The organism is Pseudonocardia halophobica (assembly GCF_027922425.1).
Taxonomy (GTDB): domain Bacteria; phylum Actinomycetota; class Actinomycetes; order Mycobacteriales; family Pseudonocardiaceae; genus Pseudonocardia; species Pseudonocardia halophobica.
Genome location: NZ_BSFQ01000009.1, coordinates 104,314 through 127,166, shown reverse-complemented (window position 1 = coordinate 127,166; position 22,853 = coordinate 104,314). Strand labels below are relative to the sequence as shown.

General features: G+C 73.7%; 23 protein-coding genes. 11 read left to right on the top strand and 12 right to left on the bottom strand.

The window, feature by feature from the left end; genetic code table 11:
* Nucleotides 1–182: 182 nt before the first annotated feature.
* The gene (gene leuA, locus PKE99_RS13490; protein WP_037048543.1) at nt 183–1,973 is read right to left on the bottom strand and encodes a 2-isopropylmalate synthase; all 1,791 of its coding nucleotides are present in this window, start codon (nt 1,971–1,973) and stop codon (nt 183–185) included.
* Nucleotides 1,974–2,272: 299 nt separating this feature from the next.
* On the opposite strand from leuA, the gene PKE99_RS13485 reads away from it, so the two are divergent.
* Entirely contained in the window at nt 2,273–2,575 is a 303-nt protein-coding gene (locus PKE99_RS13485; RefSeq protein WP_081924374.1) for a hypothetical protein, read from the top strand.
* On the opposite strand, the gene PKE99_RS13480 is transcribed toward PKE99_RS13485, so the two are convergent.
* Nucleotides 2,547–3,587 (bottom strand): isopenicillin N synthase family dioxygenase, encoded by a 1,041-nt coding sequence (locus PKE99_RS13480; RefSeq protein WP_037048545.1) that lies wholly within the window; start codon nt 3,585–3,587, stop codon nt 2,547–2,549. The two genes, PKE99_RS13485 and PKE99_RS13480, sit on opposite strands and share 29 nt — an antisense overlap.
* Before the next feature lie 112 nt (nt 3,588–3,699).
* On the bottom strand, nt 3,700–4,953 hold the full coding sequence (locus tag PKE99_RS13475) for a membrane protein (RefSeq protein WP_037048548.1): 1,254 nt from the start codon (nt 4,951–4,953) through the stop codon (nt 3,700–3,702).
* Between the two features lie 303 nt (nt 4,954–5,256).
* On the opposite strand from PKE99_RS13475, the gene PKE99_RS13470 reads away from it, so the two are divergent.
* The 3 genes from PKE99_RS13470 (at nt 5,257) to PKE99_RS13460 (ending at nt 8,278) form a co-directional block, all read left to right on the top strand.
* Complete coding sequence (locus PKE99_RS13470) at nt 5,257–6,525, top strand: aspartate kinase (RefSeq protein ID WP_037048551.1); 1,269 nt, start codon at nt 5,257–5,259, stop codon at nt 6,523–6,525.
* A gap of 3 nt (nt 6,526–6,528) precedes the next feature.
* Entirely contained in the window at nt 6,529–7,584 is a 1,056-nt protein-coding gene (locus tag PKE99_RS13465; protein ID WP_037048554.1) for an aspartate-semialdehyde dehydrogenase, read from the top strand.
* Between the two features lie 154 nt (nt 7,585–7,738).
* Complete coding sequence (locus tag PKE99_RS13460) at nt 7,739–8,278, top strand: beta-class carbonic anhydrase (RefSeq protein ID WP_156067746.1); 540 nt, start codon at nt 7,739–7,741, stop codon at nt 8,276–8,278.
* On the opposite strand, the gene PKE99_RS13455 is transcribed toward PKE99_RS13460, so the two are convergent.
* Together PKE99_RS13455 and PKE99_RS13450 are read right to left on the bottom strand one after the other, a co-directional pair.
* On the bottom strand, nt 8,256–9,341 hold the full coding sequence (locus tag PKE99_RS13455; protein ID WP_037048555.1) for an endonuclease/exonuclease/phosphatase family protein: 1,086 nt from the start codon (nt 9,339–9,341) through the stop codon (nt 8,256–8,258). The two genes, PKE99_RS13460 and PKE99_RS13455, sit on opposite strands and share 23 nt — an antisense overlap.
* A gap of 245 nt (nt 9,342–9,586) precedes the next feature.
* Complete coding sequence (locus PKE99_RS13450) at nt 9,587–9,973, bottom strand: thiol-disulfide oxidoreductase DCC family protein (protein ID WP_037048556.1); 387 nt, start codon at nt 9,971–9,973, stop codon at nt 9,587–9,589.
* 23 nt (nt 9,974–9,996) lie between these two features.
* Between PKE99_RS13450 and arsC the strand changes: the two genes are divergently transcribed.
* A complete protein-coding gene (arsC, locus tag PKE99_RS13445) occupies nt 9,997–10,362 on the top strand; it encodes an arsenate reductase (glutaredoxin) (protein WP_037048557.1) in 366 nt (121 codons plus the stop codon).
* 48 nt (nt 10,363–10,410) lie between these two features.
* On the opposite strand, the gene PKE99_RS13440 is transcribed toward arsC, so the two are convergent.
* The 3 genes from PKE99_RS13440 to uraD form a co-directional block, all read right to left on the bottom strand.
* On the bottom strand, nt 10,411–11,478 hold the full coding sequence (locus tag PKE99_RS13440; RefSeq protein WP_037048558.1) for a GNAT family N-acetyltransferase: 1,068 nt from the start codon (nt 11,476–11,478) through the stop codon (nt 10,411–10,413).
* 74 nt (nt 11,479–11,552) lie between these two features.
* Nucleotides 11,553–13,418 (bottom strand): S9 family peptidase, encoded by a 1,866-nt coding sequence (locus PKE99_RS13435; protein ID WP_037048559.1) that lies wholly within the window; start codon nt 13,416–13,418, stop codon nt 11,553–11,555.
* 1 nt (nt 13,419) lies between these two features.
* On the bottom strand, nt 13,420–13,950 hold the full coding sequence (gene uraD / locus PKE99_RS13430; protein ID WP_037048560.1) for a 2-oxo-4-hydroxy-4-carboxy-5-ureidoimidazoline decarboxylase: 531 nt from the start codon (nt 13,948–13,950) through the stop codon (nt 13,420–13,422).
* A gap of 76 nt (nt 13,951–14,026) precedes the next feature.
* On the opposite strand from uraD, the gene PKE99_RS13425 reads away from it, so the two are divergent.
* On the top strand, nt 14,027–14,467 hold the full coding sequence (locus PKE99_RS13425) for a DUF1707 SHOCT-like domain-containing protein (RefSeq protein WP_051737763.1): 441 nt from the start codon (nt 14,027–14,029) through the stop codon (nt 14,465–14,467).
* Nucleotides 14,468–14,474: 7 nt separating this feature from the next.
* Here the strand turns inward: PKE99_RS13425 and PKE99_RS13420 are convergent, their stop codons facing one another.
* Entirely contained in the window at nt 14,475–15,065 is a 591-nt protein-coding gene (locus PKE99_RS13420; protein WP_037048562.1) for a TetR/AcrR family transcriptional regulator, read from the bottom strand.
* 350 nt (nt 15,066–15,415) lie between these two features.
* Here PKE99_RS13420 and PKE99_RS13415 point away from each other — a divergent pair, with 350 nt between their 5' ends.
* Nucleotides 15,416–16,591: an LLM class flavin-dependent oxidoreductase gene (locus PKE99_RS13415; protein WP_037048565.1), complete on the top strand. Its 1,176-nt coding sequence runs from the start codon at nt 15,416–15,418 to the stop codon at nt 16,589–16,591.
* Nucleotides 16,592–16,631: 40 nt separating this feature from the next.
* On the opposite strand, the gene PKE99_RS13410 is transcribed toward PKE99_RS13415, so the two are convergent.
* Nucleotides 16,632–17,108 (bottom strand): DUF4188 domain-containing protein, encoded by a 477-nt coding sequence (locus PKE99_RS13410; RefSeq protein ID WP_037048569.1) that lies wholly within the window; start codon nt 17,106–17,108, stop codon nt 16,632–16,634.
* 117 nt (nt 17,109–17,225) lie between these two features.
* Between PKE99_RS13410 and PKE99_RS13405 the strand changes: the two genes are divergently transcribed.
* Nucleotides 17,226–18,002 (top strand): ArsR/SmtB family transcription factor, encoded by a 777-nt coding sequence (locus tag PKE99_RS13405; protein ID WP_037048574.1) that lies wholly within the window; start codon nt 17,226–17,228, stop codon nt 18,000–18,002.
* On the opposite strand, the gene PKE99_RS13400 is transcribed toward PKE99_RS13405, so the two are convergent.
* Nucleotides 17,999–18,937 carry an AraC family transcriptional regulator gene (locus tag PKE99_RS13400; protein WP_037048576.1) on the bottom strand — a complete coding sequence of 313 codons (939 nt, stop codon included), beginning with the start codon at nt 18,935–18,937 and terminating at the stop codon, nt 17,999–18,001. The two genes, PKE99_RS13405 and PKE99_RS13400, sit on opposite strands and share 4 nt — an antisense overlap.
* Before the next feature lie 154 nt (nt 18,938–19,091).
* Here PKE99_RS13400 and PKE99_RS13395 point away from each other — a divergent pair, with 154 nt between their 5' ends.
* From PKE99_RS13395 to PKE99_RS13385, 3 genes are all read left to right on the top strand, one after another.
* On the top strand, nt 19,092–20,315 hold the full coding sequence (locus PKE99_RS13395) for a cytochrome P450 (RefSeq protein ID WP_037048579.1): 1,224 nt from the start codon (nt 19,092–19,094) through the stop codon (nt 20,313–20,315).
* Between the two features lies 1 nt (nt 20,316).
* Complete coding sequence (locus tag PKE99_RS13390; RefSeq protein ID WP_037048581.1) at nt 20,317–21,324, top strand: 2Fe-2S iron-sulfur cluster-binding protein; 1,008 nt, start codon at nt 20,317–20,319, stop codon at nt 21,322–21,324.
* A gap of 146 nt (nt 21,325–21,470) precedes the next feature.
* Entirely contained in the window at nt 21,471–22,331 is an 861-nt protein-coding gene (locus PKE99_RS13385) for an excalibur calcium-binding domain-containing protein (protein WP_051737764.1), read from the top strand.
* A 159-nt stretch (nt 22,332–22,490) separates the two neighbouring features.
* On the opposite strand, the gene PKE99_RS13380 is transcribed toward PKE99_RS13385, so the two are convergent.
* A complete protein-coding gene (locus PKE99_RS13380; RefSeq protein ID WP_037048584.1) occupies nt 22,491–22,685 on the bottom strand; it encodes a hypothetical protein in 195 nt (64 codons plus the stop codon).
* Between the last annotated feature and the right edge of the window lie 168 nt (nt 22,686–22,853).

Genomic DNA, 22,853 nt, shown 5'->3' with positions numbered 1-22,853 from the left:
GCGAGATCGTCGCCACCCATACCGCCGTCGGCACCGCCTCGGCGCGGGATCACGCGGCGGGCGGTGAGCACGTACACACGTCGGGCAGACCCGGCGCCGCACTCGCGGCGACCGGATTTCCGCAAGTCAGGCGGGGTCGTGAGTGCGAACTGCCGCTCTAGGGGCAGTTCGCACTCACGGGATCAGCGGAGGGCCCGGTTGATCGCCGAGACCAGCGCCTTGAAGGAGGCGGCGACGATCGAGGAGTCGATCCCGACGCCCCAGAGGACGGTGTCCTCGATGGCGCACTCCACGTAGGCGGCCGCCCGGGCGTCGTCGCCGCCGCCCATCGCGTGCTCGTGGTAGTCGAGGACGCGCACGTCGAACCCGATGCCGGCCAGCGCGTCGACGAACGCCGCGAGCGGGCCGTTGCCGCTGCCGGCGATCTCGTGCAGCTCGCTCTCGACCCGGACGGTCGCGACGATCTCGTCCCGGCCCTCGCCGTCGCTGGTCAGCCGGTGCCGGATCAGCTTGAGCGGGGTCTCGCGGGTCAGGTACTCGGTCTCGAAGACGTCCCGCATCTCCTTGGGCGAGACCTCGCCGCCCTCGGAGTCGGTGACCTCCTGGACGACCTTCGAGAACTCCATCTGCAGCCGGCGCGGCATGTCCAGCTGGTGCTCGGTCTTCATGATGTAGGCGACGCCGCCCTTGCCGGACTGCGAGTTCACCCGGATGACGGCCTCGTAGGTGCGGCCGATGTCCTTCGGGTCGACCGGCAGGTACGGCACCTCCCACGGGTGCTCGTCGACCGGGTGCCCGGCCTCGGCGGCCTCGGCCTTCATGGCGTCGAAGCCCTTGTTGATCGCGTCCTGGTGGCTGCCGGAGAAGGCGGTGTAGACCAGGTCGCCGCCCCACGGGTGCCGCTCGTGCACGGGCAGCTGGTTGCAGTACTCGACGGTCCGGCGGATCTCGTCGATGTCCGAGAAGTCGATCTGCGGGTCGATGCCCTGGGTGAACAGGTTCATGCCCAGGGTGACCAGGTCGACGTTGCCGGTGCGCTCGCCGTTGCCGAACAGGCAGCCCTCGATGCGGTCGGCGCCGGCCTGGTAGCCCAGCTCGGCGGCCGCGACGCCGGTGCCCCGGTCGTTGTGCGGGTGCAGGGACAGGATGATCCCGTCCCGGCGGGCCAGGTTGCGGTGCATCCACTCGATGCTGTCCGCGTAGACGTTGGGCGTGGCCATCTCGACGGTCGCCGGCAGGTTGACGATCATCGGGTTGTCCGGCGTGGGCCGCCAGATCTCGCTGACGGCGTTGCAGACCTCGACCGCGTACTCCAGCTCGGTGCCCGTGTAGGACTCCGGCGAGTACTGGAAGCGCCAGTCCGTGTCCGGGTACTTCTCGCCGAACTGCTGGACCAGCTCCGCACCGTCGGTCGCGATCTTGGTGATACCGGCGCGGTCGGAGCGGAACACCACGCGGCGCTGCAGCACCGAGGTGGAGTTGTACAGGTGCACGACGGCGCGCGGCGCGCCCTCGCAGGCCTGGAAGGTGCGCTCGATCAGCTCGGGGCGGGCCTGGGTCAGGACCTGGATCCGGACGTCCTCCGGGATCGCGTCCTGCTCGATGATCTCGCGGACGAAGTCGAAGTCCGTCTGGCTGGCGGCCGGGAAGCCGACCTCGATCTCCTTGTAGCCCATGCGGACCAGCAGGTCGAACATGCGGCGCTTGCGCGCGGGGCTCATCGGGTCGATCAGGGCCTGGTTGCCGTCGCGCAGGTCGACCGCGCACCACAGCGGGGCCTTGGTGATCCGCGTGGCGGGCCAGGTGCGATCGGGCAGCGAGACCGGCTCCACCAGCTCGTGGAACGGCTTGTACCGCCCGATCGGCATATGGGAGCCCTTCTGGGGGTTCCACACGGGCTGGCCCGCGGGCGCCGGTACGGAGGGCGTGCGGATCCTGCTGGCCGAGGAGGCGGTGTAGGCGTCGGGCGACATGGACACGGGGATCGTGCTCCTTCTGGGGGTGCTACCGGGAGGTGTCGACCGGCGGCACGCCAGAACCCGCGACGAGGGGCCGGTCGGTCAGACCCCGCCGCGGCGGCGAAGGAGCAGGCGCGCCATGGAGTCGACTGTAACCCCCCGCCCCGGGGCGTCGGCAACCCCGACCCCCGTCGCGATGACGGCGGCCACACTTCGTGACGCCGGGCCACCCGATAGGGGGAGCGCGCCGACCCCGCCGAACGGCCCACCGTCTGAGAGGATGCGCGCAACTCGTGCCGTGGAGGGAACACACAATGGCGGTGGGAACGACCGTGCGTCGCGGGGCAGGCCTGCTGGCCTCCCTGGTCCGGATCGTCGGGATGCTGATCGTGGCGGTCCTGGTGATCCACATCGTGCTGACCCTGCTCGACGCGAACCCGGCCAACGGCTTCACGATCTTCATCAGTGACCTGGCGGAGTACTTCAACCTCGGGCTCGGGAACCTGTTCCTGCCCGCGGAGCCGAAGCTCGCCGTGACCCTGAACTACGGCACCGCGGCGATCATCTGGGGCATCATCACCGCCGTCGTCACCCGGCTGATCCGCCGGATCGGCTGAGCCCCACCGCGGGGCCGGCCGCACGCGTGCGGTCCAGCCCGATGCGGCGGAGCCGCTCCAGGAAGTAGTCGGCGGCCGTGCGGGACGGGAACCTGTCCGGGTTCGCGCCCCACCGCTCGTGCGGCCGCAGGTCCACGTCCGCGCGGGGATAGACGAACAGCGGCGCGGAGTAGCGGGCCTCGGTGGTCGGGCGATCGGGTGCGTCGATGCGGTGCGCGGCGGACCGGAGATGGCCGCCGGTCATGTACTGCAGCATGTCGCCGACCTGGACGATGGAGTGGCCGGGCGGGGCGACCGCGTCGATCCAGCCGCCACCGCGCACCTTGACCTTCAGGCCGGTCGAGGTGGACGGCGGCAGGACCGAGACCAGGTTGCCGTCCGTGTGCCGGCAACCCCAGACCACGCGGCCGAGCCGCTCCGCCGGGACGGGCGGGTAGCGCAGCGGGCGCAGCGACGAACCGGCGTCCCGGGTCACCTCGTCGAAGAAGCCCTCCTCGTAGCCGAGCCCGGGTTCGAGTGCCCGCAGCACCTCGCGTCCGATCGCGTCCAGCCGGGCGTGCAGGGCGAGCGACCGGTCGCGGAAGCCGGGTGCGTCCTCCGGCCAGACGTTGTCGGCGTGGAAGGCCGGGAACCGGGACCGCAGTGTGGGGTCGGTGAACCCGTCGGGGCCGATCAACCAGCACGACCGGTGGTCCGGCTGGGGCGCGCCGCCGCGACCGCTCCGCCGGCACGCCGCGGCGGTCTCGGCACCCAGCGGCGTGTAGCCCCGGAGATGGTGGATGTCCGGCCGGCGGTACCGCTCGAGCTCGGCCTCGGGCCGGTCGAGGACCTCGGCGAAGGTCCGGTAGTCAGCCCGCAGCCGCTCGGCCACCTCGGGCGTGCGGACGAAGACGAAGCCGATGTCGCGCAGCCCGCGGTGCACGGTCTCCGCGCAGGCCCGGCGGCCGTGGGGCGCCGCCGACCGGAGGTCGGCCAGGTCCACGGCGGGAATCACGGACGCGGTGTCGGTCATCGTGACGCTCCTCGGGGTGGGTCCGGGAGGCGCCACCCCGGGCCTCGCCCGTACCGTAGCCCGACGCGTCGCCCGCTCGGAGGCCGTCCGGCGACGCGTCGCCGGACGGTCCTCAGATCGCGTACGGCCAGTCGGCCAGCGCGTAGGCCCCGAACCAGGCCGAGACCAGCACCGCCGCGACCAGCACGGACACCCGCGTGCCCGGCCTGCGCCTGGCCAGGCCCACGGCCACCGGCAGCAGCAGCGTGAACGCCGGCACGAGCAGCCGCGCCTTGGAGCCCATGAGCCCGTTGCTGCCCACGTCCATGACCAGCACCACCGCCGAGTAGACGACGAGCGGCCACGGCATCCACCGGCGCACGGACTGCGCCACGGACACCGCCAGCAGCGCGATCGCCCCGAGCAGGACGCCGACGGTCGCGACCTCCATGACCGACCGGCCGTCGGCCAGCGCGGCGGTGGCGAACGACGCGGTGGCCCTCCCGCCGTCGAACCGCGAGTCCCAGCCGCGCTGCTGCAGGGCGAACCAGCCGGTGAGCGAGCCCGTGCGGGTCGCGACGTAGCCGAGGTAGCCGAGCAGCCCGGTGGCCGCGAGCGGGCCGCCCAGCCAGGGCCGCCATCCGTCCCGCCGCCCGACGACGGCGACGACGGCGGCCAGCCCCACGGCCGCGACCAGTGCCGCCGCGGTCGGCCGCACCAGCCCGGCGCCGGCCGCGGCCAGGCCCGCCCCGATCCACTGCCCGCGCAGCAGGAACACCAGCGACCAGGCGGCGGCCGCGCAGAACAGGGCCTCGGAGTAGGCCATCGAGAAGACGACCGCCATCGGCGTGCTCGCGAACAGCACCACCAGAACGAGCCCGACGCGCCGGGACCCGCCGGGGACCAGCTCGCCCAGCTTCGCGAGACCGTAGGCCGCCACGATCCCGGCCAGGACGGTCGCCACGAGCGCCGCCGACAGCAGCGGCAGGCCCGTGAGGAACCGGACGACGGCGACCGTGGCGGGGTAGCCGGGGAAGAACGCCAGCGGGGTCTCGCCGCTGCGGTTGCCGTAGGCGTCGCTCAGCCCGATCGGGACGCCGTCGTAGCCGCCCTGGGCCAGGCCGAGGAACCACTGCCCGTCCCAGGAGCCGAGCTCGTCGCCGAGCCGGGTGCCCTGCCGGGTCGCGACCATGGCGAGCACCACGATCCCGACGCAGCGGACGCCGAGGAAGAGGGCGGCAGGGAGCAGCGCCCGCCCGATCGCGGCCCAGGGGACTGCGCGGCCGCGCGCCCGGACCGCCGCGAGCGGCTCGGTCGGGCGTTCGGCGGCCCCCGGGACCTCGTCCCGGACCACCTCCGCGCCCCTGTCGCCGCCCGCCGCGCTCATCGGTCCATGATCTCCTGCCGGTGCCCGGGCGTTCCGGCCCCCGCCGACCCGTACCCGACGGAGTGGTTTCGCGGCTGCGTCGCCGCGGTAGCCACCCAGCGCCCGACGGCCGGGTTCCCGCGCGGTGCCCCTCAGCTCCGGCCCCCAAACGTGGCGTGGGCCTCTGTGGCATCGGTCAAACAGGTTAACCCTGCACGTCGCAGCCGGTATCCTCGGCTCCCGACCAGCGCCCGGAGAGCGGTGCGAACACGCCCCCGAGGCGGAGGACCAGGGCGCCGGACCGGCGCCGGACAGGAGGTCGGAGTGGCCCTCGTCGTGCAGAAGTACGGCGGATCGTCGGTCGAGAGCGCGGAGCGGATCAAGAAGGTCGCCGAACGCATCGTCCGCACCCGCAAGGAGGGTCACGACGTCGTCGTCGTCGTGTCCGCCATGGGCGACACGACGGACGAGCTGACGGACCTCGCCGAGCAGGTCTCCACCGGAGCCCCGCCACCGCGCGAGATGGACATGCTGCTCACCGCGGGCGAGCGCATCTCCAACGCCCTCGTCGCGATGGCGATCCACTCGCTGGGCGCCGAGGCCCGCTCGTTCACCGGCTCGCAGGCCGGCATGCTCACCACCTCGAAGCACGGCGACGCGCGGATCGTCGAGGTCAACCCGCACCGGCTGCGCAGCGCGCTGGCCGAGGGGCACATCGTGCTCGTCGCCGGGTTCCAGGGGATGAGCGAGGACTCGAAGGACATCACCACGCTCGGCCGCGGCGGCTCGGACACGACCGCCGTCGCGCTGGCCGCGGCGCTCGAGGCGGACGTCTGCGAGATCTACACGGACGTCGACGGCATCTACTCCGCCGACCCCCGGATCGCCCCGAAGGCGCGGCACCTCGAGACCGTGACCTACGAGGAGATGCTCGAGCTGGCCGCCTGCGGCGCGAAGGTGCTGCACCTGCGGGCCGTCGAGTACGCCCGCCGCTACAACGTCCCGCTGCGCGTCCGCAGCTCGTACAACGAGAAGCCCGGCACGCTCGTCGCCGGCTCGATCGAGGAGATTCCGTTGGAGAACCCCATCATCACCGGGGTCGCGCACGACCGGTCCGAGGGCAAGATCACCGTGACGGGCGTGCCGGACACCCCCGGCATGGCCGCCCGGATCTTCCGCGTCGTGGCCGATGCCGAGATCAACATCGACATGGTGCTGCAGAACATCTCCAACCAGTCGGACGGCAAGACCGACATCACCTTCACCCTGCCCCGCTCGGACGGCCCCAACGCCGTCGCCGCTCTCGAGAAGGCCAAGGAGCAGATCGGCTACGCCGAGCTGATCTACGACAACGAGGTCGGCAAGGTCTCGCTGGTCGGCGCCGGCATGCGCAACCACCCGGGCGTCACGGCCACGTTCTGCGAGGCGCTCTCGGACGCCGGGATCAACATCGAGACCATGAACACCTCGGAGATCCGGATCTCGGTGATCTGCAAGTCCGACCAGCTCGACGACGCCGTCCGCGCGCTGCACGCCGCGTTCGAGCTCGACTCCGAGGAAGAGGCCGTCGTCGCGGCCGGGACGGGGCGCTGAATCATGGCCGGACCTGTACTCGCCATCGTCGGCGCCACCGGTGCCGTCGGCACCACCATGATCGAGATCATCGACGCCCGCGGGTCCGTGCCGTGGGGCGAGATCCGGCTGATCGCCTCCGCGCGCTCCGCCGGCAAGGTGCTGAAGGTCCGCGGTGAGGACGTCACCGTGCAGGCCCTCGCGCCCGAGGTGTTCGACGGCGTCGACATCGCCCTGTTCGACGTGCCGGACGAGATCTCCGCCGAGTGGGCCCCGATCGCCGCCTCCCGCGGCGCCGTGGCCGTCGACAACTCCGGCGCCTTCCGGATGGACCCCGAGGTGCCGCTGGTGGTGCCCGAGGTCAACGCCGAGGCCGCCGCGAACCGCCCCAAGGGGATCATCGCGAACCCCAACTGCACCACGCTGTCGATGATGGCCGCGATGGGCGCGCTGCACCGCGAGTTCGGGCTCGAGGCGCTGGTCGTGGCCTCGTACCAGGCCGCGTCGGGCGCCGGTCAGCCCGGCATCGACCGGCTGCAGGCCGAGCTGTCCGCGGTGGCGGGCAAGGACCTGGGCTCCCGGTCCGGCGACGTCGCCGCGGCGGTGGCCGACCTGGGCGACGACTCCCCGTTCCCGGCCCCGCTCGCGCTCAACGTGGTGCCGTGGGCCGGCTCGCTCAAGGACGACGGCTGGTCGTCCGAGGAGCTCAAGGTCCGCAACGAGTCCCGCAAGATCCTGGGCATCCCGGACCTGCGCGTCTCGGCGACCTGCGTGCGCGTCCCGGTGATCACCACGCACGCGCTGGCGGTGCACGCCACCTTCTCCCGGGACGTCACGGTCGAGGCGGCGCACAAGGTGCTGGCCGCGCAGCCCACGATCGTGCTCGAGGACGACCCGGGCGCCGGGGTGTGGCCCACGCCCGCCGCCGTCGTCGGGCAGGACCCGACGCACGTCGGCCGGGTCCGGCAGGCGCTGGACTTCCCGAACACCCTCGAGCTGTTCGTCTGCGGCGACAACCTGCGCAAGGGTGCCGCGCTGAACACCTACGAGATCGCGGAGACGATCGCCGACCAGGTCTGACCCCGCTCGCCTGCTGCACCGACGGCACTTTCGTGCGGAGCTACCGCACGAAGGTGCCGTTCGTGCATTCTCCGGATGCGCATCGGGAGTGAGATGTGCCCCAAGCGGGCATCCCGGCCTGCCTCGTCCCGGTCCGTCCGAGATGATGTGCGCCGTGAGCTACGACGAGCTGCTGACGCGGTACGAGGCCGGTGGCGGTCGCCTGGCCAAGGCGAACGCGGAGGGCCTGGCGGTCCCGCCCGCCCTGCACACCGCGGTGGTCACCTGCATGGACTCCCGCATCGACGTGTTCGCCCTGTTCGGGCTGAAGCTCGGCGAGGTGCACGTGCTCCGGAACGCCGGGGGCGTCGTCACCGACGACGTGATCCGCTCGCTGACGATCAGCCAGCGCAAGCTGCACACCCGCGACGTGCTGCTCGTCCAGCACAGCGGCTGCGGCCTCAACACCTTCTCCGACGAGGACTTCACCGAGGAGCTCGCCGACGAGACGGGGATGCGCCCGTCGTGGCGGACCTTCGCGTTCAAGGACGTGGCGACCAGCGTCGCGCGCGGGGTCGCCCAGCTCCGGCACGACCCGTTCCTGCACCCGGAGACGCGGGTCCGCGGCTTCGTGCTCGACATCGAGCGGTTCGTGCTCGACGAGGTGTTCGTCGACGACGAGACGGACGGGGTCAGGGCAGCCGCAACGTCGTGAGGACGGCCCGGTGGTCGCTGCCGGGCAGGTCCAGGACCTCGAACGACTCCGAGGTCGCGCCCTGGTTGGCGAAGACGTGGTCGATCTCGGCGCCCAGCCAGCGGGGCAGCATCGCCGGCCAGGTCGCGGTGAGCGCCGAGCCGCGCTGCGCGGCCGCGTCGCCGCAGTCCGCGGTGGCGCTCCGCAGCACCGAGTGGTCGAGGGTGGCGTTGAAGTCGCCGGCCACGATCGCCGGCGAGCCCGCGGAGCACCACCGGGACACGCCTGCGAGGTCCTGCCGCCACTGGGCGACCGAGCCCGCGGTGGGGGCCACCGAGTGGAAGGCGACGAAGGTCAGGTCGCCCATCTCCCCGCCGGAGACCTGCACGTACGGGAACGGCGAGTCCTCCGTGATCTTGCCGATGTCGAAGGTCACGTCGCCGAACCGCGGGGACACCGCCGCGACCACGCCGTTGACGTCCTGCGACCGCCGGTCGACCGAGGCCTCCGTGCGGTAGCCGAGGTCCTCGACGAGCGGCGCGAGCTTCTGCCGGTAGCGCTCCCCGGCCTCGGGCAGGGCGATCAGGTCCGGCCGCTCGCGGTGGATGAGGTCGGCGAGGGCCCGGACGTCCGCGTCGCCGGTGTAGACGTTGAAGGACAGCACCTTCACGGGCGTGCCGCCGGTCGGTACCGGGTCGGCGGACAGCCGCGGCACCATCGTCGACGCCGTCACGGCGACGACGGCGAGCATGGCCAGCGGAAAGGGCCACACGCGCCGCATCCCGAGCGTGACCAGCGCCAGCGCCAGCGCGACGACGGTCACGATCACCAACAGGATCGCGCGGAAGGCCACGATCTGGGTGAACGGGCTCCACCGGTCGAGCCCGAACCACAGGTCCGGCACGGTGAACACCGAGGCGGCCACCGCGAGCAGGACCGCGCCGACGACCCGTCCGCCGAGACCGCGCCGCGGCCGTCGGCCTCCGCCGCCGTACCCGGGCTCGGGGGTGCGCGGGGGCGGCGGGCCGGAGCCCGGACGGGCCGTGGGGACGGCCGGCGGGAACGGCCCGGGGGGCGCGCTCACCGCGCACCGCCGGCGCGGTGCGGGAACGGGATCTCGCTCATCGCGCACCAGTCTGCCCGAGCACGGGCGGCGCCCGGAGTGGTCACTCAGCGTGGCTTCAGGTACGCGCGAGGGATCCTCGCTCCGGTGACCCGGTCGAAAACTTGACTCGGTCCAGAGAACGTGGTGCAGTGGTGGTACGCGCACGGTTCCCACCACGGCGGTCGGCCCCCACACCCCTTCCCGGGTGCGGGGGCCGGCCCCTCTCAGGACCCGCAGACGTCCGGGTAGCGCTCGCACCAGGGCGTGGTGCCCGGCAGCCGGCCGCGGTGCCGGGCGACCCACGCGTAGACGCGGTCCTGCACCGGCGCGGTGCGGGAGTAGAGCCGCTGGGGCAGGTCCGTGCGCAGGGCGACCGCGAGGGCCGCGTTGACGGCCGCGGCGCCGGTGACCGTCCGCCCCTCGGCGGCGAAGTGGACCTCGTCGGCGCAGGCGGTGGTCGTCGCGCCGGCCTTCTCGGGGGCGCCCGCCTGCTGGTAGGGGAGCGTGGTGATCCGCGCGTCCCGGTCGAGCAGGCGCAGCCACCCGACGGTGCGGGTGCAGAACCCGCAGCGGCCGTCGAAGACCAGCAGGCCGGTGGTGGGAGGCGTCATGCCGGCCAATCTAGGCTCGGCGCATGACCGACGCCGGGCCCCAGGACGCCGTGACCATCTGGCACAACCCGCGCTGCTCGAAGAGCCGCGGCGCGCTCGCGCTGCTCACCGAGCGCGGCGTGGACCCCGCCGTCGTGCGGTACCTCGACGACGCGCCGGACCGCGCCGGGCTCGAGCGCGTGCTCGCGCAGCTCGGCACGGACGACCCGCGCGCGATCGTGCGGACGGGGGAGAAGCTCTACACGGAGCTCGGGCTCGCCGACGCGGACCGGGACACCCTGCTCGACGCCCTGGCCGCGCACCCGATCCTGATCGAGCGGCCGATCGTCGTCGTCGGGGACCGGGCCGTGGTCGGACGTCCGCCGGAGAAGGTCCTCGACCTGCTCTGATCCCTCGTGAGTGGCGATAGTCGCCATGGCGACTATTGCCACTCACGGCTAGCCGACGCGGGTGACGACCGGGCTCAGCGGGGCGCGGACGTGCAGCATCCCGCCGGCGATCTCGGCGGTGGGGCGCAGGCCGGCGCGCCGCAGCAGCTTCACCACCTGCATGTTCTGCGTGTGCGTGGTGGCCATCAGTTCCTCGTTGCCCTGCTCCGCGGCCACCTCGGCGGCGCGGCGGACCAGTGCGGTGCCCAGCCCGCGGTCCTGCCAGGCGTCCTCCACGACCACGGCGAACGAGGCCGCGGCCGCGCTCGTGCGCTCGACGTTGACCATCCCGACCGCGCTGCCGCCGTCCGTGGTGAGGGCGAGGACCGTGCGCTGGGCCCCGCGGCCGAACACCGTGTGCGGCGCCCCGACGAGCGTGTCCAGCTCGTCGGGGTCGAGCCGCGCGGTGGCGGAGAGGAACCGCGCGCTGCGCGTCGCCGGCGAGCAGCGGGCGTGCAGCGCGGCGACCAGCGGGAGGTCGGCCGGCGCGGCCGTGCGCACCCGGACCTCCGAGCCGTCGACCAGCAGCAGGATCGGGTCCGGCTGCGCGACCCTCCGCGAGGGCGGCCCGGTGAGCGAGAGCTGCCCCGCGAGCTCGAGCAGCGCGGCGGCGCGGGAGAGCTCGGTGGCGGTGAAGGGCCACGACCGGCCCAGGTGCACCTGCGAGGTGCCGACGCGCAGCGTGTGGACGTGCCCGGTGCGGGCGGGCGCGCCGGGCTCGACGATCCGCGCCCGCAGCAGCGTGGCGACGGCCTGGGGTGCGCTGCCCGGGTCGGCCGCGACCATCCGGGCCAGGGCGAGCGCGGTGGTGGCGGTGTCGGCCAACTCGGTCGCGTCCGCCCGGACGAGCAGGGTGCACGGGATCCCGGCCTGTTCCACGGCGGCGATCATGCTGGCGGGCTCGATCCCGTCCGGGATCTTGACCAGCAGCTCGTCCGTGACCGACCCGTCGTCGGCCGGTTCCCCCACCACGTGCAGCGAGAGGATGTTGCACCCGGAACGGCCGACCGCGGTCGCCAGCTCACCGAGCCGGCCGGGTCGATCCTCCAGCTCCACGTGCACGCGCCACAGCGCCACCGTGACCGCCTCCTTGCAGAGTCGACCCCATCGTGGCGGCGGCGCGTTACGGGATCGCTACACCGGCATGACGCCTAGGTGCGCGCGACTGTGATCCTCTCCAGGGCGCGGCGGGCGAAGTCGATCTCCGTGGCCACATGCCGCAACGTCTCGGCGACGACCAGGGAGCCGTGTCCGGCGTCGAACCGCGCGACCTCGTAGGGCAGGTCGGCGCGCTCCCGCAGCGCGTCCAGGTAGTTGTCGATCTGCCGGATCGGGCACCGCGGGTCGTTCTCCCCGGCCAGTACCAGCACGGGCGCGCGCACGTCGCCGACGTAGGTCAGCGGCGACGCGAGCCGGTAGCGCTCCGGCACCTCCTCGGGGGATCCCCCGAACAGGGCCCGGTCGAAGGCGCGCAGCTGCTCCATCTCGTCGGCGTAGGCGGCGAGGTAGTCCGCGACCGGCACCCCGCCGATCGCCCCGGCCCACCGCCCGGGCTGGGTGCCCGCCGCGAGCAGCGCCAGGTACCCGCCCCACGACCAGCCCTCGACGACCGTGCGCGCCGGATCGACGAGCCCGGCGGCGACGACGGCGTCGTGCACCGCCGCGACGTCCTCCAGCTCGGTCAGCCCCGGCCGGCCCTCGATCGCGTCCCGCCAGACCGAGCCGTAGCCCGTCGAGCCGCGGTAGTTGACCTCGACCACGGCGAACCCGGCGTCGACCCAGGCGGCGCGGCCGGCGGAGAACCGGTCCTCGTCGGCGGCGTGCGGGCCGCCGTGCAGGGCGAACACCGCCGGGAAGGGGCCTTCGCCGGCCGGCCGGGCGATCAGGGCGTGGACCTTCCCGCCCGGCCCGTCGACCCACAGGTCCTCGACCGGGACGGACTCGGGCGCGGGCTCCCCGGGCGGGGTCAGCAGGCGCCGGTCGGTGCCGTCCGGGTGCAGCGCCCGCACCGCCGACGGCATGGCCGCCGACGAGCTGGAGTACTCCACCGTGCCGTCCGGCCGGACGTCGGCCGAGCCGATGCACCCCGGGGCGGTGGCCAGCTCGGTGAGCTCGCCGGTGGTCAGGTCGTAGCGGTGCAGCCGGGTGCGGGCGGCGTGGGTGTGCCAGATGAGCAGGGCCGAGGCGTCCGGGTAGAAGTCGGCGTCGATCTCGCCGGGCAGGCCCAGGTCGAGCTCGGTCTCGATGTCCGTGGCGACGTCCCAGATCAGCAGCTCCTCGCGGCCGCGGCGCTCGTGGCCGACCAGCAGCCGCTGGTCGCCGCGGACGGGCGCGAAGGCGATCGGGCTCAGGCCCTTGCCCGGGCCGTCGGACTTCTCGGCGACGAGGTCGCCGTCGACGGTCATGACACGCAGCGCCGGGTGCCGGGAGTCGCCGTGCTCGGAGTGGCTGATCGCGAGCAGCGTCTCGTCCTCGGACAGGCCGCCGACGCCGGCGTCCTCGGCGTGGTGGTAGACGCGGGTGGCGGGCCCCGCGGCGCCGCGGCGGTGCAGCCAGATCGTGGTGCCGTCGTCCGTCGAGGTGCCGACGGCGACCAGCGCGCGGCCGATGTCGAGACCCGCGGGGTAGCCGTCCTCGACGCCGGGCAGGGGGTTGGCCGGCGCGGCGCCCGCGGGCAGGCCGGCGAAGGGCTCGGCGACCCAGTGGCCGAACTCGTCGCCGTCGGTGTCGGCGAACCACCAGACCTCCCCGCCGTCCGGCGGGAGCGTGGCGAAGTGGGTGCCGGCGGGCCGGTCGGTGACCTGCCGGTGCAGGTCCGTGGCGCGGTCCCAGGTGTGCACCTGGGTGGTGCCGCTGGCGTTCGACGAGTACACGCTGCGGTCCGGCGCGTCGAGCGCCCAGGCGGGACGGGACATGCGGACCGCCGTGAAGCGGGCACGCCAGCGCTGCTCGCGGTCGTCGTCGAAGAGCCGCTCCGGGACGGGGGCGACGGGGTGGCCGGGGGATGCCGTACTCACCTCAACGATCCTGCACGATGAGCCCGGTGAGCCGCAGGCGGTTGATGGCGGCCAGCTCGGTGCGGGTGCGCCGGGCCTCCTCGGCCGCCGTGGTGCCGAGCCGTTCGCGCAGCACGGCCAGCAGCTCGTCCGCGCTGCGGCCGGCGGCGCACACGAGGTAGACGTGCCCGAACCGGCGCTCGTACTCGGCGTTGCCCTCGGCCATCGCCGCCCTGACCTCGTCCGACGCCCCGGACATCCCGGCCTGCTCGCGGGCGGAGGTGGCGGAGTGGATGGCCCGCTCGCCGATGCGCGGATGCCCGGCGAGGGCGTCGGCGATGCCGGCCTCGTCGAGCCGCTCGAGCTGGGTGTCCGCGGCGGCGAGGAGGGCGTCGAGATCGTCGTACGGCCGGCCGTCGGCCATTGCCTCGGCCCACGCGGGCGAGCAGCAGACGGCCAGCAGGGCGGCGACGGCGTCGGGCCGGGGGAGGTGGTCGAAGGCGGCCGTTCCGGGGGAGGTGGCGCGGGTTTCCGGGGAGCTGGGGCCCGTCATGCGCACAGCATGGTGGGCGGCGCGCATCCGGGCGATCCCTGATCCGTCACACCGGCCGGGCGGGCAGCATGGGGGCGTGACCGAGCCGGTGCGCCCCGAGGACATGCGCGTCTCCGACGCCGACCGCGCCCGGGCCGCGCGGCACCTGCAGTGGGCGCAGGGCGAGGGCCTGCTCGACCTCGACGAGTACGACACCCGCTCGCGGGAGGTCTTCCGGGCCCGGACCCGCGGGGACCTCGAGCGGCAGGTCCGGGACCTGCCGGCGGCCCCGGCGCGGCTCCCCGACGCCACCGCCCGCAGGCGGGTCTTCTCCGACACCGCCGGCGGCACGGCGCTGCGCGTGCTCACGATCATCTTCAGCACGATCGCCGTGGTGAACCTCGTGGCCTGGGGGATCGTCTCGATCACCACGGGCGAGCTGCTCTACCCGTGGTTCCTGTGGACGGGGCTGCCGCCGCTCGCCGCGCTGGGGGTCCTGTACGCGTTCGGGATCGGCCGGCCGTCCTCCGATCGGTGAGCGCGGGTCAGTGAGCCGCGAGCTCCGGCGACCCGACGAGCATCCCGATGGCCTCGGCCACGTCCGCACCCGAGGGGGCGTCCTCCGGGTCGACGACCCACTGCACCATGAGCCCGGTGAGCAGGGCCTGGTAGAAGCCGCCGAGCACGCGGGTGCGGTGGTCGGCCTCGGCCGGGTCGTCCGGCAGCGCGTGGAACATCGAGGCCAGCTCCTCGCGGGTCTGGCGCTGCGCGCCCACCAGCGCGTCGTGCAGTCGGGGCGAGCGCGCGGACTCGGCGAGGGACTCCACGTAGGTGACCCACAGCCGTCGTTCCCGGGTGAACAGGTCCACCACGGCGGTCCAGGTCTGCGCCACCCGCTCCTCCGGCGAGGCGGCCGGGTCGACCTCGGCGAGCGCCCGGTCGAGGGCCTGCGCCCAGTCCGCGGCGCCGCGCACCGCGGCCTCGGTGAGCAGGGCCTCCTTCGAGCCGAAGTGGTAGCCGATCGAGGCGAGGTTGGTGCCGGAGACGGCGACGACGTCCCGCGCGGTCGTCCGGCCGAAGCCCTTCTCGTACAGGCAGTCGGCGGCGCCGTCCAGCAGGTCCTCGCGATGTCCCATGGGCGGCGACAGTAGTAGGTGATCAAGACACCCGTCTGGAACGGGTGTCCATCGTGTCGGTCACGTCGGCGGTGACGCTGTGACGTCGACCGAGCTCAGGGGCGGCCGTGCGACGCGGTTGCGGAACCCCTCGGGTGGTGCGCCTCGGCCGCGGACGGACACGCACCGCTGTCGGCACCTGCTCCGGCCGCCCACGCCGGTCGAGGGCCTGCCGCTGCTCGGGTGACCCACGGGTGTCCCGTTTTCGGACACGGCGCGACGGACGACGCACCCCACGATGACGGTGCCCCCTCCCCGCGCCCTCCCGCGCGGTGCGAGCAGTGAGGATCGACGACGATCAGGAGCAACCCGTGACCCGACTGCGGTTCGGCACCTTCCTCGCCCCCTTCCACGTGCCCGGGCAGAACCCGACGCTCGCCCTGCAGCGCGACCTCGACTTCGTCACGCACCTGGACCGGCTCGGCTACGACGAGGCCTGGATCGGCGAGCACCACTCCGCGGGCAGCGAGATCATCGCGTCGCCGGAGATCTTCATCGCGGCCGCGGCCGAGCGGACCCGCAACATCAAGCTCGGCACCGGCGTGACCTCGATCGCCTACCACAACCCGCTGTGGGTGGCCGACCGCATGGTCATGCTCGACCACCTGACCCGCGGCCGGACGATGCTGGGCGTCGGCCCCGGGTCGCTGCCCACGGACTCGGCGATGATCGGGCTGAACCCGACCGACACGCGCGAGCTGCTCGACGTCAACATCGACATCATCATGCGGCTGCTGCGCGGCGAGTCCGTCACGCAGCAGACGAAGACCCACAACCTGATCGACGCCCAGTTGCAGCTGCGTCCGTACACGGACCCGTGCTTCGACATCGCCGTCGCCGCCGTGGCGTCGCCCACCGGCCCGCGGCTCGCCGGCCGGCACGGGGTCGGCCTGCTGTCCATCGGCGCCACCCTCACGCAAGACGGCTTCGACGCGCTGGCCCACCACTGGAACGTCGTCGAGGAGCGGGCCGCGCACTTCGGCCAGCAGACCCCGGACCGCTCGGGCTGGCGGCTGGTCGGGCTGATGCACATCGCCGAGACCAAGGAGCAGGCGTACCGGGACGTCGAGTTCGGCATCGTGCCCTGGTTCAACTACTTCCAGAAGGTCGCGGCCTTCCCGCAGATGGACGTCGGCGACTCGACGGACATCAAGGGCATGATCGACTTCATCAACGAGGCCGGTATCGGCGCGATCGGCACCGTCGAGGACGCCCGTGCGCAGGTCCAGCGGCTGTGGGACCAGAGCAACGGCGGCTTCGGCTGCATGCTGCTGCTGGGGCACGACTGGGCGAACCCGGAGGCCACCAGGCGCTCCTACGAGCTCATCGCGCAGCAGGTGTTCCCGCACTTCCAGGGCCAGGCCGAGAGCACCCTCGCGGCGAAGAAGCGGGCGCTCGACACCCGTGAGGCGCACGCCGCGACCCAGCTCGCCGCCGTCGACCACATGACCGCGAAGTACGAGAAGGAGCTGTCCGAGAAGGGCTGATCCCGGCCCACCGGGGGCGGGCCCGCGCGGCCCGCCCCCGTCAGGCCGTCCGCGCGCGCCGCAGCCGCAGCCGGGCCGTCGTCGACTCCTTCAGCGGCACCATGCGGCCGGCCGTGGCGAGGCCGTGCGGCGGCATGTTGTGGTAGATCGCCTCGTACTCACCGGCGCGGACGAGGTAGGTCTCGTGCCAGATGCCCGTGCCCTCGTGCCGGGCCGCGCGGCGGTAGTAGTTCAGCCAGGCCGGGCGGTGCAGGTCGCCGGGGTCGCGGGCGAACGCCTCGAGGTGCTCGAAGGAGCGCCAGTACTGGACGATCAGCAGACCGCTGCTCTGGAAACCCAGTAGGCCCTTCTCCGGGTCCCGGCTCAGCTCCTTCAGCATCGCCGTCATGCCGCGGCGACCGCCGAGGTCGAGGAACGTGCGGATCGGGTGACGCAGCGACGGGCGCGCCCCGATCACGAAGACCACGAAGTCGCCGTCGATCTCCGCGGTGTGGTGCCCGTACCGGATGTCGGCCATCGGAACCTCCTCGTCTCCGGTGTGGAGCGGCGTCGCCGCGTGCCTGATACCGCGCCTTGACAGGCAACCTGTTGGTTGCCTATAAAGGCAACTCCAGGGTTGCCCGTGGAGGTGGGGATGGACGAGGTGTTCCGTGCGCTCGCCGACCCGCACCGCCGTGCGCTCCTGGACCGCCTGCGGCTGCGCAACGGGCAGACCCTGCGCGAGCTGTGCGCGGGGCTCGACATGAGCCGGCAGGCGGTGGCCAAGCACCTCGCGGTGCTCGAGGCCGCCGGTCTCGTCACGACCCGGCGCCGGGGGCGGGAGAAGCTGCACCACCTCGACGCCGCACCCATCGACCTGATCGCCGAGCGCTGGATCGGCCGGTACGCCCGGGAGCGCGTCCGGGCGGTGGCGGACCTGCGCGCGGCGCTGGAGGGAGCACCCGTGTCCCCGACCGAGTTCACCTACACCACCTACGTGCGGACCACGCCCGAGCGGCTGTGGGAGGCGCTCACCGATCCCGCGTTCACCCGCCGCTACTGGGGCGTGGCCTTCCGGACCGAGTGGCGCAAGGGCGCCCCGATGGTCTGGGAGGAGAACGGGCGCGAGACCGTCGACCCCGAGCAGGTCGTGCTGGAGGCGGACCCGCCGCGCCGGCTCGCCTACACCTGGCACACCTTCACCCCGGAGTGGGCCGCGGCCGCCGGGATCGACGAGGAGACCCTGACCCGCATCTCGGCCGAGCGCCGCTCGCGGGTGGCCTTCGAGATCGAGCCGGAGGGCGACGTGGTCAGGCTGACGGTCGTGCACGACGACTTCGACCGAGGCAGCCGGGTCGCCGAGATGGTGGCCCAGGGCTGGCCGCGGCTGCTGGCGGACCTGAAGACGCTGCTGGAGACCGGCGAGCTCTAGTCCCGGGCCTGCGAGGGCGGGTGGCCGTAGCGGCGGCGGTAGGCCGCGGCGAACCGGCTCGCGCTGGAGAAACCCCAGCGCGCGGCGGCCTCGCTGGTGGTGAGCGTGGCGTCGGCGAGCAGGTCGGCGCGGGCGCGCTGAAGGCGGATCCCGGTCAGGTACTCGGTCGGCGTGCAGCCGAGCCACTCCCGGAAGCCCTCCTGCAGCCGCCGCACGCTCGTGCCCGCCGCGGCCGCCATCTCGCCGGCGGTCCAGGCCCGGCCCGGGTCGTCGTGCAGCTGGTCGACCACGCGCGCGACGGTCCGCGGGCGTGCCGGGGACCCCGTCCCGGCGCCGGGGCAGCTGGCGAGGAGGAAGCCGGCGGCGATCGCCCCGGCCAGCTGGTCCTTGACCGGGCCGCAGCCGCCGAACAGGTCGGGATCGTGCAGGTGCGCCGCCATGCTCCCGACGAGCTGGCGCCACGCCCGCCCCGGACCGGCCGCCAGGTCCACCTGGTCCGGCAGCAGGCTCCGGACCGTCACCCGGTCGTCGCCCAGCACGCGTTCGGCCTCCCGGTCGAGCCAGGTCCGGTCGAACTTGACGCCGAGGACCGTGCAGGTCGCGTCCCAGTGGCTGATCAACGACGGGGTGTCCGCGCGGAACACGGTCGCCTGCCCGGGCAGCGAGACGACGCGGCCGTGCCGGCCGCGGCTCTCCAGGTGCCCGGTCAGCGGCAGGTTGATCTCGTAGGAGCCCGGGTAGTCGCACGCGATCCGGACGTCCGCGCCCCAGCCCACGTGCCCGACGAGCACGGCGCCGAGATCGAGCGTGCGCAGCGTGAGGCGCGGCTCCCGGCCCCCGCCGAGCAGCTGCAGCTCGTGCGGGAAGTACGCCTGCGCGACGGCCCGGGAGGCCTGGTCCCAGTCCCGGGGCGCTGCACGACGCCGTGCGGACATGCCGGGAGCGTACCTGAGAGTGACCTCACGAACCCGCCGCGCGATCCGTACCGGGGCCGCGCTCACGGTGTCGCCGGGCGTCGGGGTCGCGACCTACCTTCCCGTCCCATCCCGGACGACCCATCCCGGACGACGCTGTGGGAGGAGACGGTCGATGACGACCACCGAGAAGCCCGATCTGTCCTGGCTCGACGACGTCACGATGAGCGAGCTCGAGCGCAACCCGTACCGCACCTACGAGCGGCTGCGCGCCGAGGCGCCGCTGGCCTTCGTGCCGGTGCTGGGCTCGTACGTCGCCTCCACCGCCGAGGTGTGCCGCGAGGTCGCGACCAGCCCGGACTTCGAGGGCGTGATCACCCCGGCCGGCGGTCGCACCTTCGGGCACCCGGCGATCATCGGCGTGAACGGCGACATCCACGCGGACCTGCGGTCGATGGTCGAGCCGGCGCTGCAGCCCGTCGAGGTGGACCGCTGGATCGACGACCTGGTCCGCCCGATCGCGCGCCGCTACCTGGAGCAGTTCGAGAACGACGGGCAGGCCGAGCTGGTCTCGCAGTTCTGCGAGCCCGTCAGCGTCCGCGCGCTCGGCGACCTCCTCGGCCTGCAGTCGGTCGACTCGGACAAGCTCCGCGAGTGGTTCGCCAAGCTGAACCGCTCGTTCACCAACGCCGCGATGACCGAGGACGGCGAGTTCGCCAACCCCGAGGGCTTCCGTGAGGGCGACGAGGCGAAGGCCGAGATCCGCGCGATCGTCGACCCGCTGATCGACAGGTGGATCGTCGAGCCGGACGACAGCGCGATCTCGCACTGGCTGCACGACGGCATGCCGCCCGGCCAGACCCGCGACCGCGAGTACATCTACCCGACGATCTACGTCTACCTGCTCGGCGCGATGCAGGAGCCCGGCCACGGCATGGCGTCCACGCTCGTCGGTCTCTTCAGCCGCCCGGAGCAGCTGGAGCAGGTCGTCGACGACCCGGTGCTCATCCCGCGCGCCATCTCCGAGGGGATGCGCTGGACCTCGCCGATCTGGTCGGCCACCGCGCGCATCTCGACGAAGCCGGTGACCGTGGCGGGCGTCGACATCCCCGCCGGCACCCCGGTGATGCTGTCCTACGGGTCGGCCAACCACGACACGGGCGTCTACGAGGCGCCGTCGACCTACGACCTGCACCGCCCGCCGCTGCCGCACCTCGCGTTCGGCGCGGGCAGCCACGCGTGTGCGGGCATCTACTTCGCCAACCACGTCATGCGGATCGCCATGGAGGAGCTGTTCGAGGCGATCCCGAACCTCGAGCGCGACACCCGCGAGGGCGTCGACTTCTGGGGCTGGGGCTTCCGCGGACCGACGAGCCTGCACGTCACCTGGGAGGTCTGAGATGGGCTTCGCGGTGACCGTCGGCGGTCGCCGGGTCGAGTGCGACGCCGACCAGAGCCTGCTCGACGCCTGCCTGCGTGCCGGGCTGTGGATGCCGAACTCCTGCAACCAGGGGACCTGCGGCACCTGCAAGCTGCAGGTCGTCGGCGGGGAGGTCGACCACCGCGACTCGCCGTTCGACACCCTCACCGCGGAGGAGCGGGCGGCGGGCATGGCGCTGGCGTGCCAGGCCCGTCCGGTGTCCGACGTCGAGGTGGGCGGTGCCGGCGACCGCGCCACCCACCCGCTGCGGGACCTGACCGCGACGGTGCTGGAGGTCGCGGACATCGCCCGCGACACCCGGCGGGTGCTGCTCGGCCTCCCCGAGCCGCTGGCCTTCTCCGCCGGGCAGTACGTCGAGCTCGTCGTCCCCGGATCCGGGGCGCGGCGGCAGTACTCGCTGGCCAACACGGCCGACGAGGACAAGGTGCTCGAGCTGCACGTCCGGCGGGTGCCGGGCGGGGTGGCGACCGACGGCTGGCTCTTCGGCGGCCTGGCCGTCGGCGACGAGGTGGAGGCGACCGGCCCGCTCGGCGACTTCCACCTCCCGCCGGAGTCCGACGACGACGGCGGCCCGATGGTCCTCGTCGGCGGCGGAACCGGGCTCGCCCCGCTCGTGGGCATCGCCCGCACCGCGCTGGCGCGGCACCCGTCGCGCGAGGTCCTGCTCTACCACGGGGTGCGGGGCGCGGCGGACCTCTACGACCTCGACCGGTTCGCCGAGCTGGCGGAGGAGCACGCCGGCTTCCGCTTCGTGCCGGTGCTGTCCGAAGAGCCCGCGGCCGGGCGCCGCTCGGGCTTCCCGACGGACGCCTTCGTCGAGGACGTCCCCAGCGCCCGCGGCTGGTCGGGCTGGCTCAGCGGGCCGCCCGCCATGGTCGAGGCGGGGGTGAAGGCCTTCAAGCGTCGCCGCATGGCCCCGCGGCACATCCACCGCGAGAAGTTCACCCCCGCCGACGCCCTGGGATGAGGGGTGGGGCGGCCCGGGCGGAGCGTCCTCCGCCCGGGCCGTCGTCATTTCTGACGACGCTCGGTAATGGTGTTGCGACTCCTCCGATGGTCCGTTCAGCGGTGCGGCACGACGCCGTTCGCACCCAGGACCCGGAGAGGACCCCCATGACCGCGACCCAGCCGTGGACCCCGATCCCGCCGACGACCCCGGCCCGGCCGGGCAACGCCCCGGCCACCGCCGGGTTCGTGCTCGGGCTGGTCGGGCTCGTCGCCGGGTGGCTGCCGATCGTCGGGCTGCTCGTGACGGTCCCGGCCCTGCTGCTGTCGCGCGCGGGCCGTGCTCGGTTCCGGGACGGACGCGCCTCGTCCGCGGGCCGGAGCGGCACCGGCCTGGTGCTGGGGTGGATCGGGACGGCGATCTGCCTGCTGATGACGGTGTTCGCGTTCGTCGGCGCCGCTCGTGCCCCCGAGCCCGCCGCCGTCGTGCAGCCCGCGCCTGCGCCCGCCGCGCCGGTCCTCCTCGCCGTGCCCAACGTCGTCGGGATGGCCGATGCGCAGGCCCGCCAGGTGCTCGCGGCCGCGGGCTTCACCAACGTCGTGCTCGGCCCCTCGACGGGGTCCGTCGCGGGCGTGGCGGAGGGGACCGTCACCACGCAGCTGCCCGGCGCCGCGGCGCTCGCCTCGGCAGGCGACCCGATCACGCTCGGCGAGGCCGCCGCCCCGCCGGTTCCTGCTGCGGTCCCCACCGCCGCTCCTGCTGCTGCTCCTGCTGCCGTGGACGAGCCGGTGGCGGAGTCTCCGCGCGTCGACGCCCCGCGGCCCTTCGTCGCAGCGCCCCGCGCCGCCGCCCCGGCCGCTTCGGCGCCCGCACCCGTGGCATCCGCGCCAGCGTCGGGTGGGTCCTCGACCTACTACGCCAACTGCTCCGCGGCCAAGGCCGCCGGTGCCGCCCCGCTGTACGCGGGCGACCCGGGCTACCGGCGTGCGCTCGACCGCGACGGCGACGGCGTGGCCTGCGAGAGCTGAGCCGCTCCTCCCGCCCGGCAGGAGGTCGGGCGGGATGTGGTGCGGGCCCCGCTGGCGGAATGCGCCGGCTGGCTGTGCGGCGAGGCGGCACGGCACCGGGCCGGCCGCCGAGGCGGCGTTGTTCCGGCGGGCGGGTGGTGACGCGGCGCGGTGTCGGGCTCAGGCCGCGGGCCGACGGCCGTACGTGAGGTCGTGAGGTTGGCGGCGCGCCCGGCGTTCGCGAAGGTCGATCACGTTGCCCATCCGGCTCGGCGCGCCGGCGCCGCAGCCGCGACATCGGTACGTGTCGATCCCGTACTCGGTCCGGATGGTGATGATGGCCGTGCAGCGGGGGCAGAGGGCGGTGGTGAACATGGGGTCCTCCTGGGCGCGATGCGGACTCGCCAAGCGTGCGCTGCGGACCCCTTCCCCCTCGTCGGCGGACACTGCCCATTCGGGGCCGGCGACTGCCCATGTCGACGCGGATGCATGGGCATCGGTACATGGGCGCTCCTCGCGGTCTGAGCACAGGCGCAGCCGGTG

Excerpts from the sequence above, each read along its gene's own strand:
- leuA (WP_037048543.1), bottom strand. The coding sequence starts at position 1,973 with ATGTCGCCCGACGCCTACACCGCCTCCTCGGCCAGCAGGATCCGCACG.
- PKE99_RS13485 (WP_081924374.1), top strand. The coding sequence starts at position 2,273 with ATGGCGGTGGGAACGACCGTGCGTCGCGGGGCAGGCCTGCTGGCCTCC.
- PKE99_RS13480 (WP_037048545.1), bottom strand. The coding sequence starts at position 3,587 with ATGACCGACACCGCGTCCGTGATTCCCGCCGTGGACCTGGCCGACCTC.
- PKE99_RS13475 (WP_037048548.1), bottom strand. The coding sequence starts at position 4,953 with ATGAGCGCGGCGGGCGGCGACAGGGGCGCGGAGGTGGTCCGGGACGAG.
- PKE99_RS13465 (WP_037048554.1), top strand. The coding sequence starts at position 6,529 with ATGGCCGGACCTGTACTCGCCATCGTCGGCGCCACCGGTGCCGTCGGC.
- PKE99_RS13450 (WP_037048556.1), bottom strand. The coding sequence starts at position 9,973 with ATGACGCCTCCCACCACCGGCCTGCTGGTCTTCGACGGCCGCTGCGGG.
- arsC (WP_037048557.1), top strand. The coding sequence starts at position 9,997 with ATGACCGACGCCGGGCCCCAGGACGCCGTGACCATCTGGCACAACCCG.
- uraD (WP_037048560.1), bottom strand. The coding sequence starts at position 13,950 with ATGACGGGCCCCAGCTCCCCGGAAACCCGCGCCACCTCCCCCGGAACG.
- PKE99_RS13420 (WP_037048562.1), bottom strand. The coding sequence starts at position 15,065 with ATGGGACATCGCGAGGACCTGCTGGACGGCGCCGCCGACTGCCTGTAC.
- PKE99_RS13410 (WP_037048569.1), bottom strand. The coding sequence starts at position 17,108 with ATGGCCGACATCCGGTACGGGCACCACACCGCGGAGATCGACGGCGAC.
- PKE99_RS13405 (WP_037048574.1), top strand. The coding sequence starts at position 17,226 with ATGGACGAGGTGTTCCGTGCGCTCGCCGACCCGCACCGCCGTGCGCTC.
- PKE99_RS13400 (WP_037048576.1), bottom strand. The coding sequence starts at position 18,937 with ATGTCCGCACGGCGTCGTGCAGCGCCCCGGGACTGGGACCAGGCCTCC.
- PKE99_RS13395 (WP_037048579.1), top strand. The coding sequence starts at position 19,092 with ATGACGACCACCGAGAAGCCCGATCTGTCCTGGCTCGACGACGTCACG.
- PKE99_RS13390 (WP_037048581.1), top strand. The coding sequence starts at position 20,317 with ATGGGCTTCGCGGTGACCGTCGGCGGTCGCCGGGTCGAGTGCGACGCC.
- PKE99_RS13385 (WP_051737764.1), top strand. The coding sequence starts at position 21,471 with ATGACCGCGACCCAGCCGTGGACCCCGATCCCGCCGACGACCCCGGCC.
- PKE99_RS13380 (WP_037048584.1), bottom strand. The coding sequence starts at position 22,685 with ATGTTCACCACCGCCCTCTGCCCCCGCTGCACGGCCATCATCACCATC.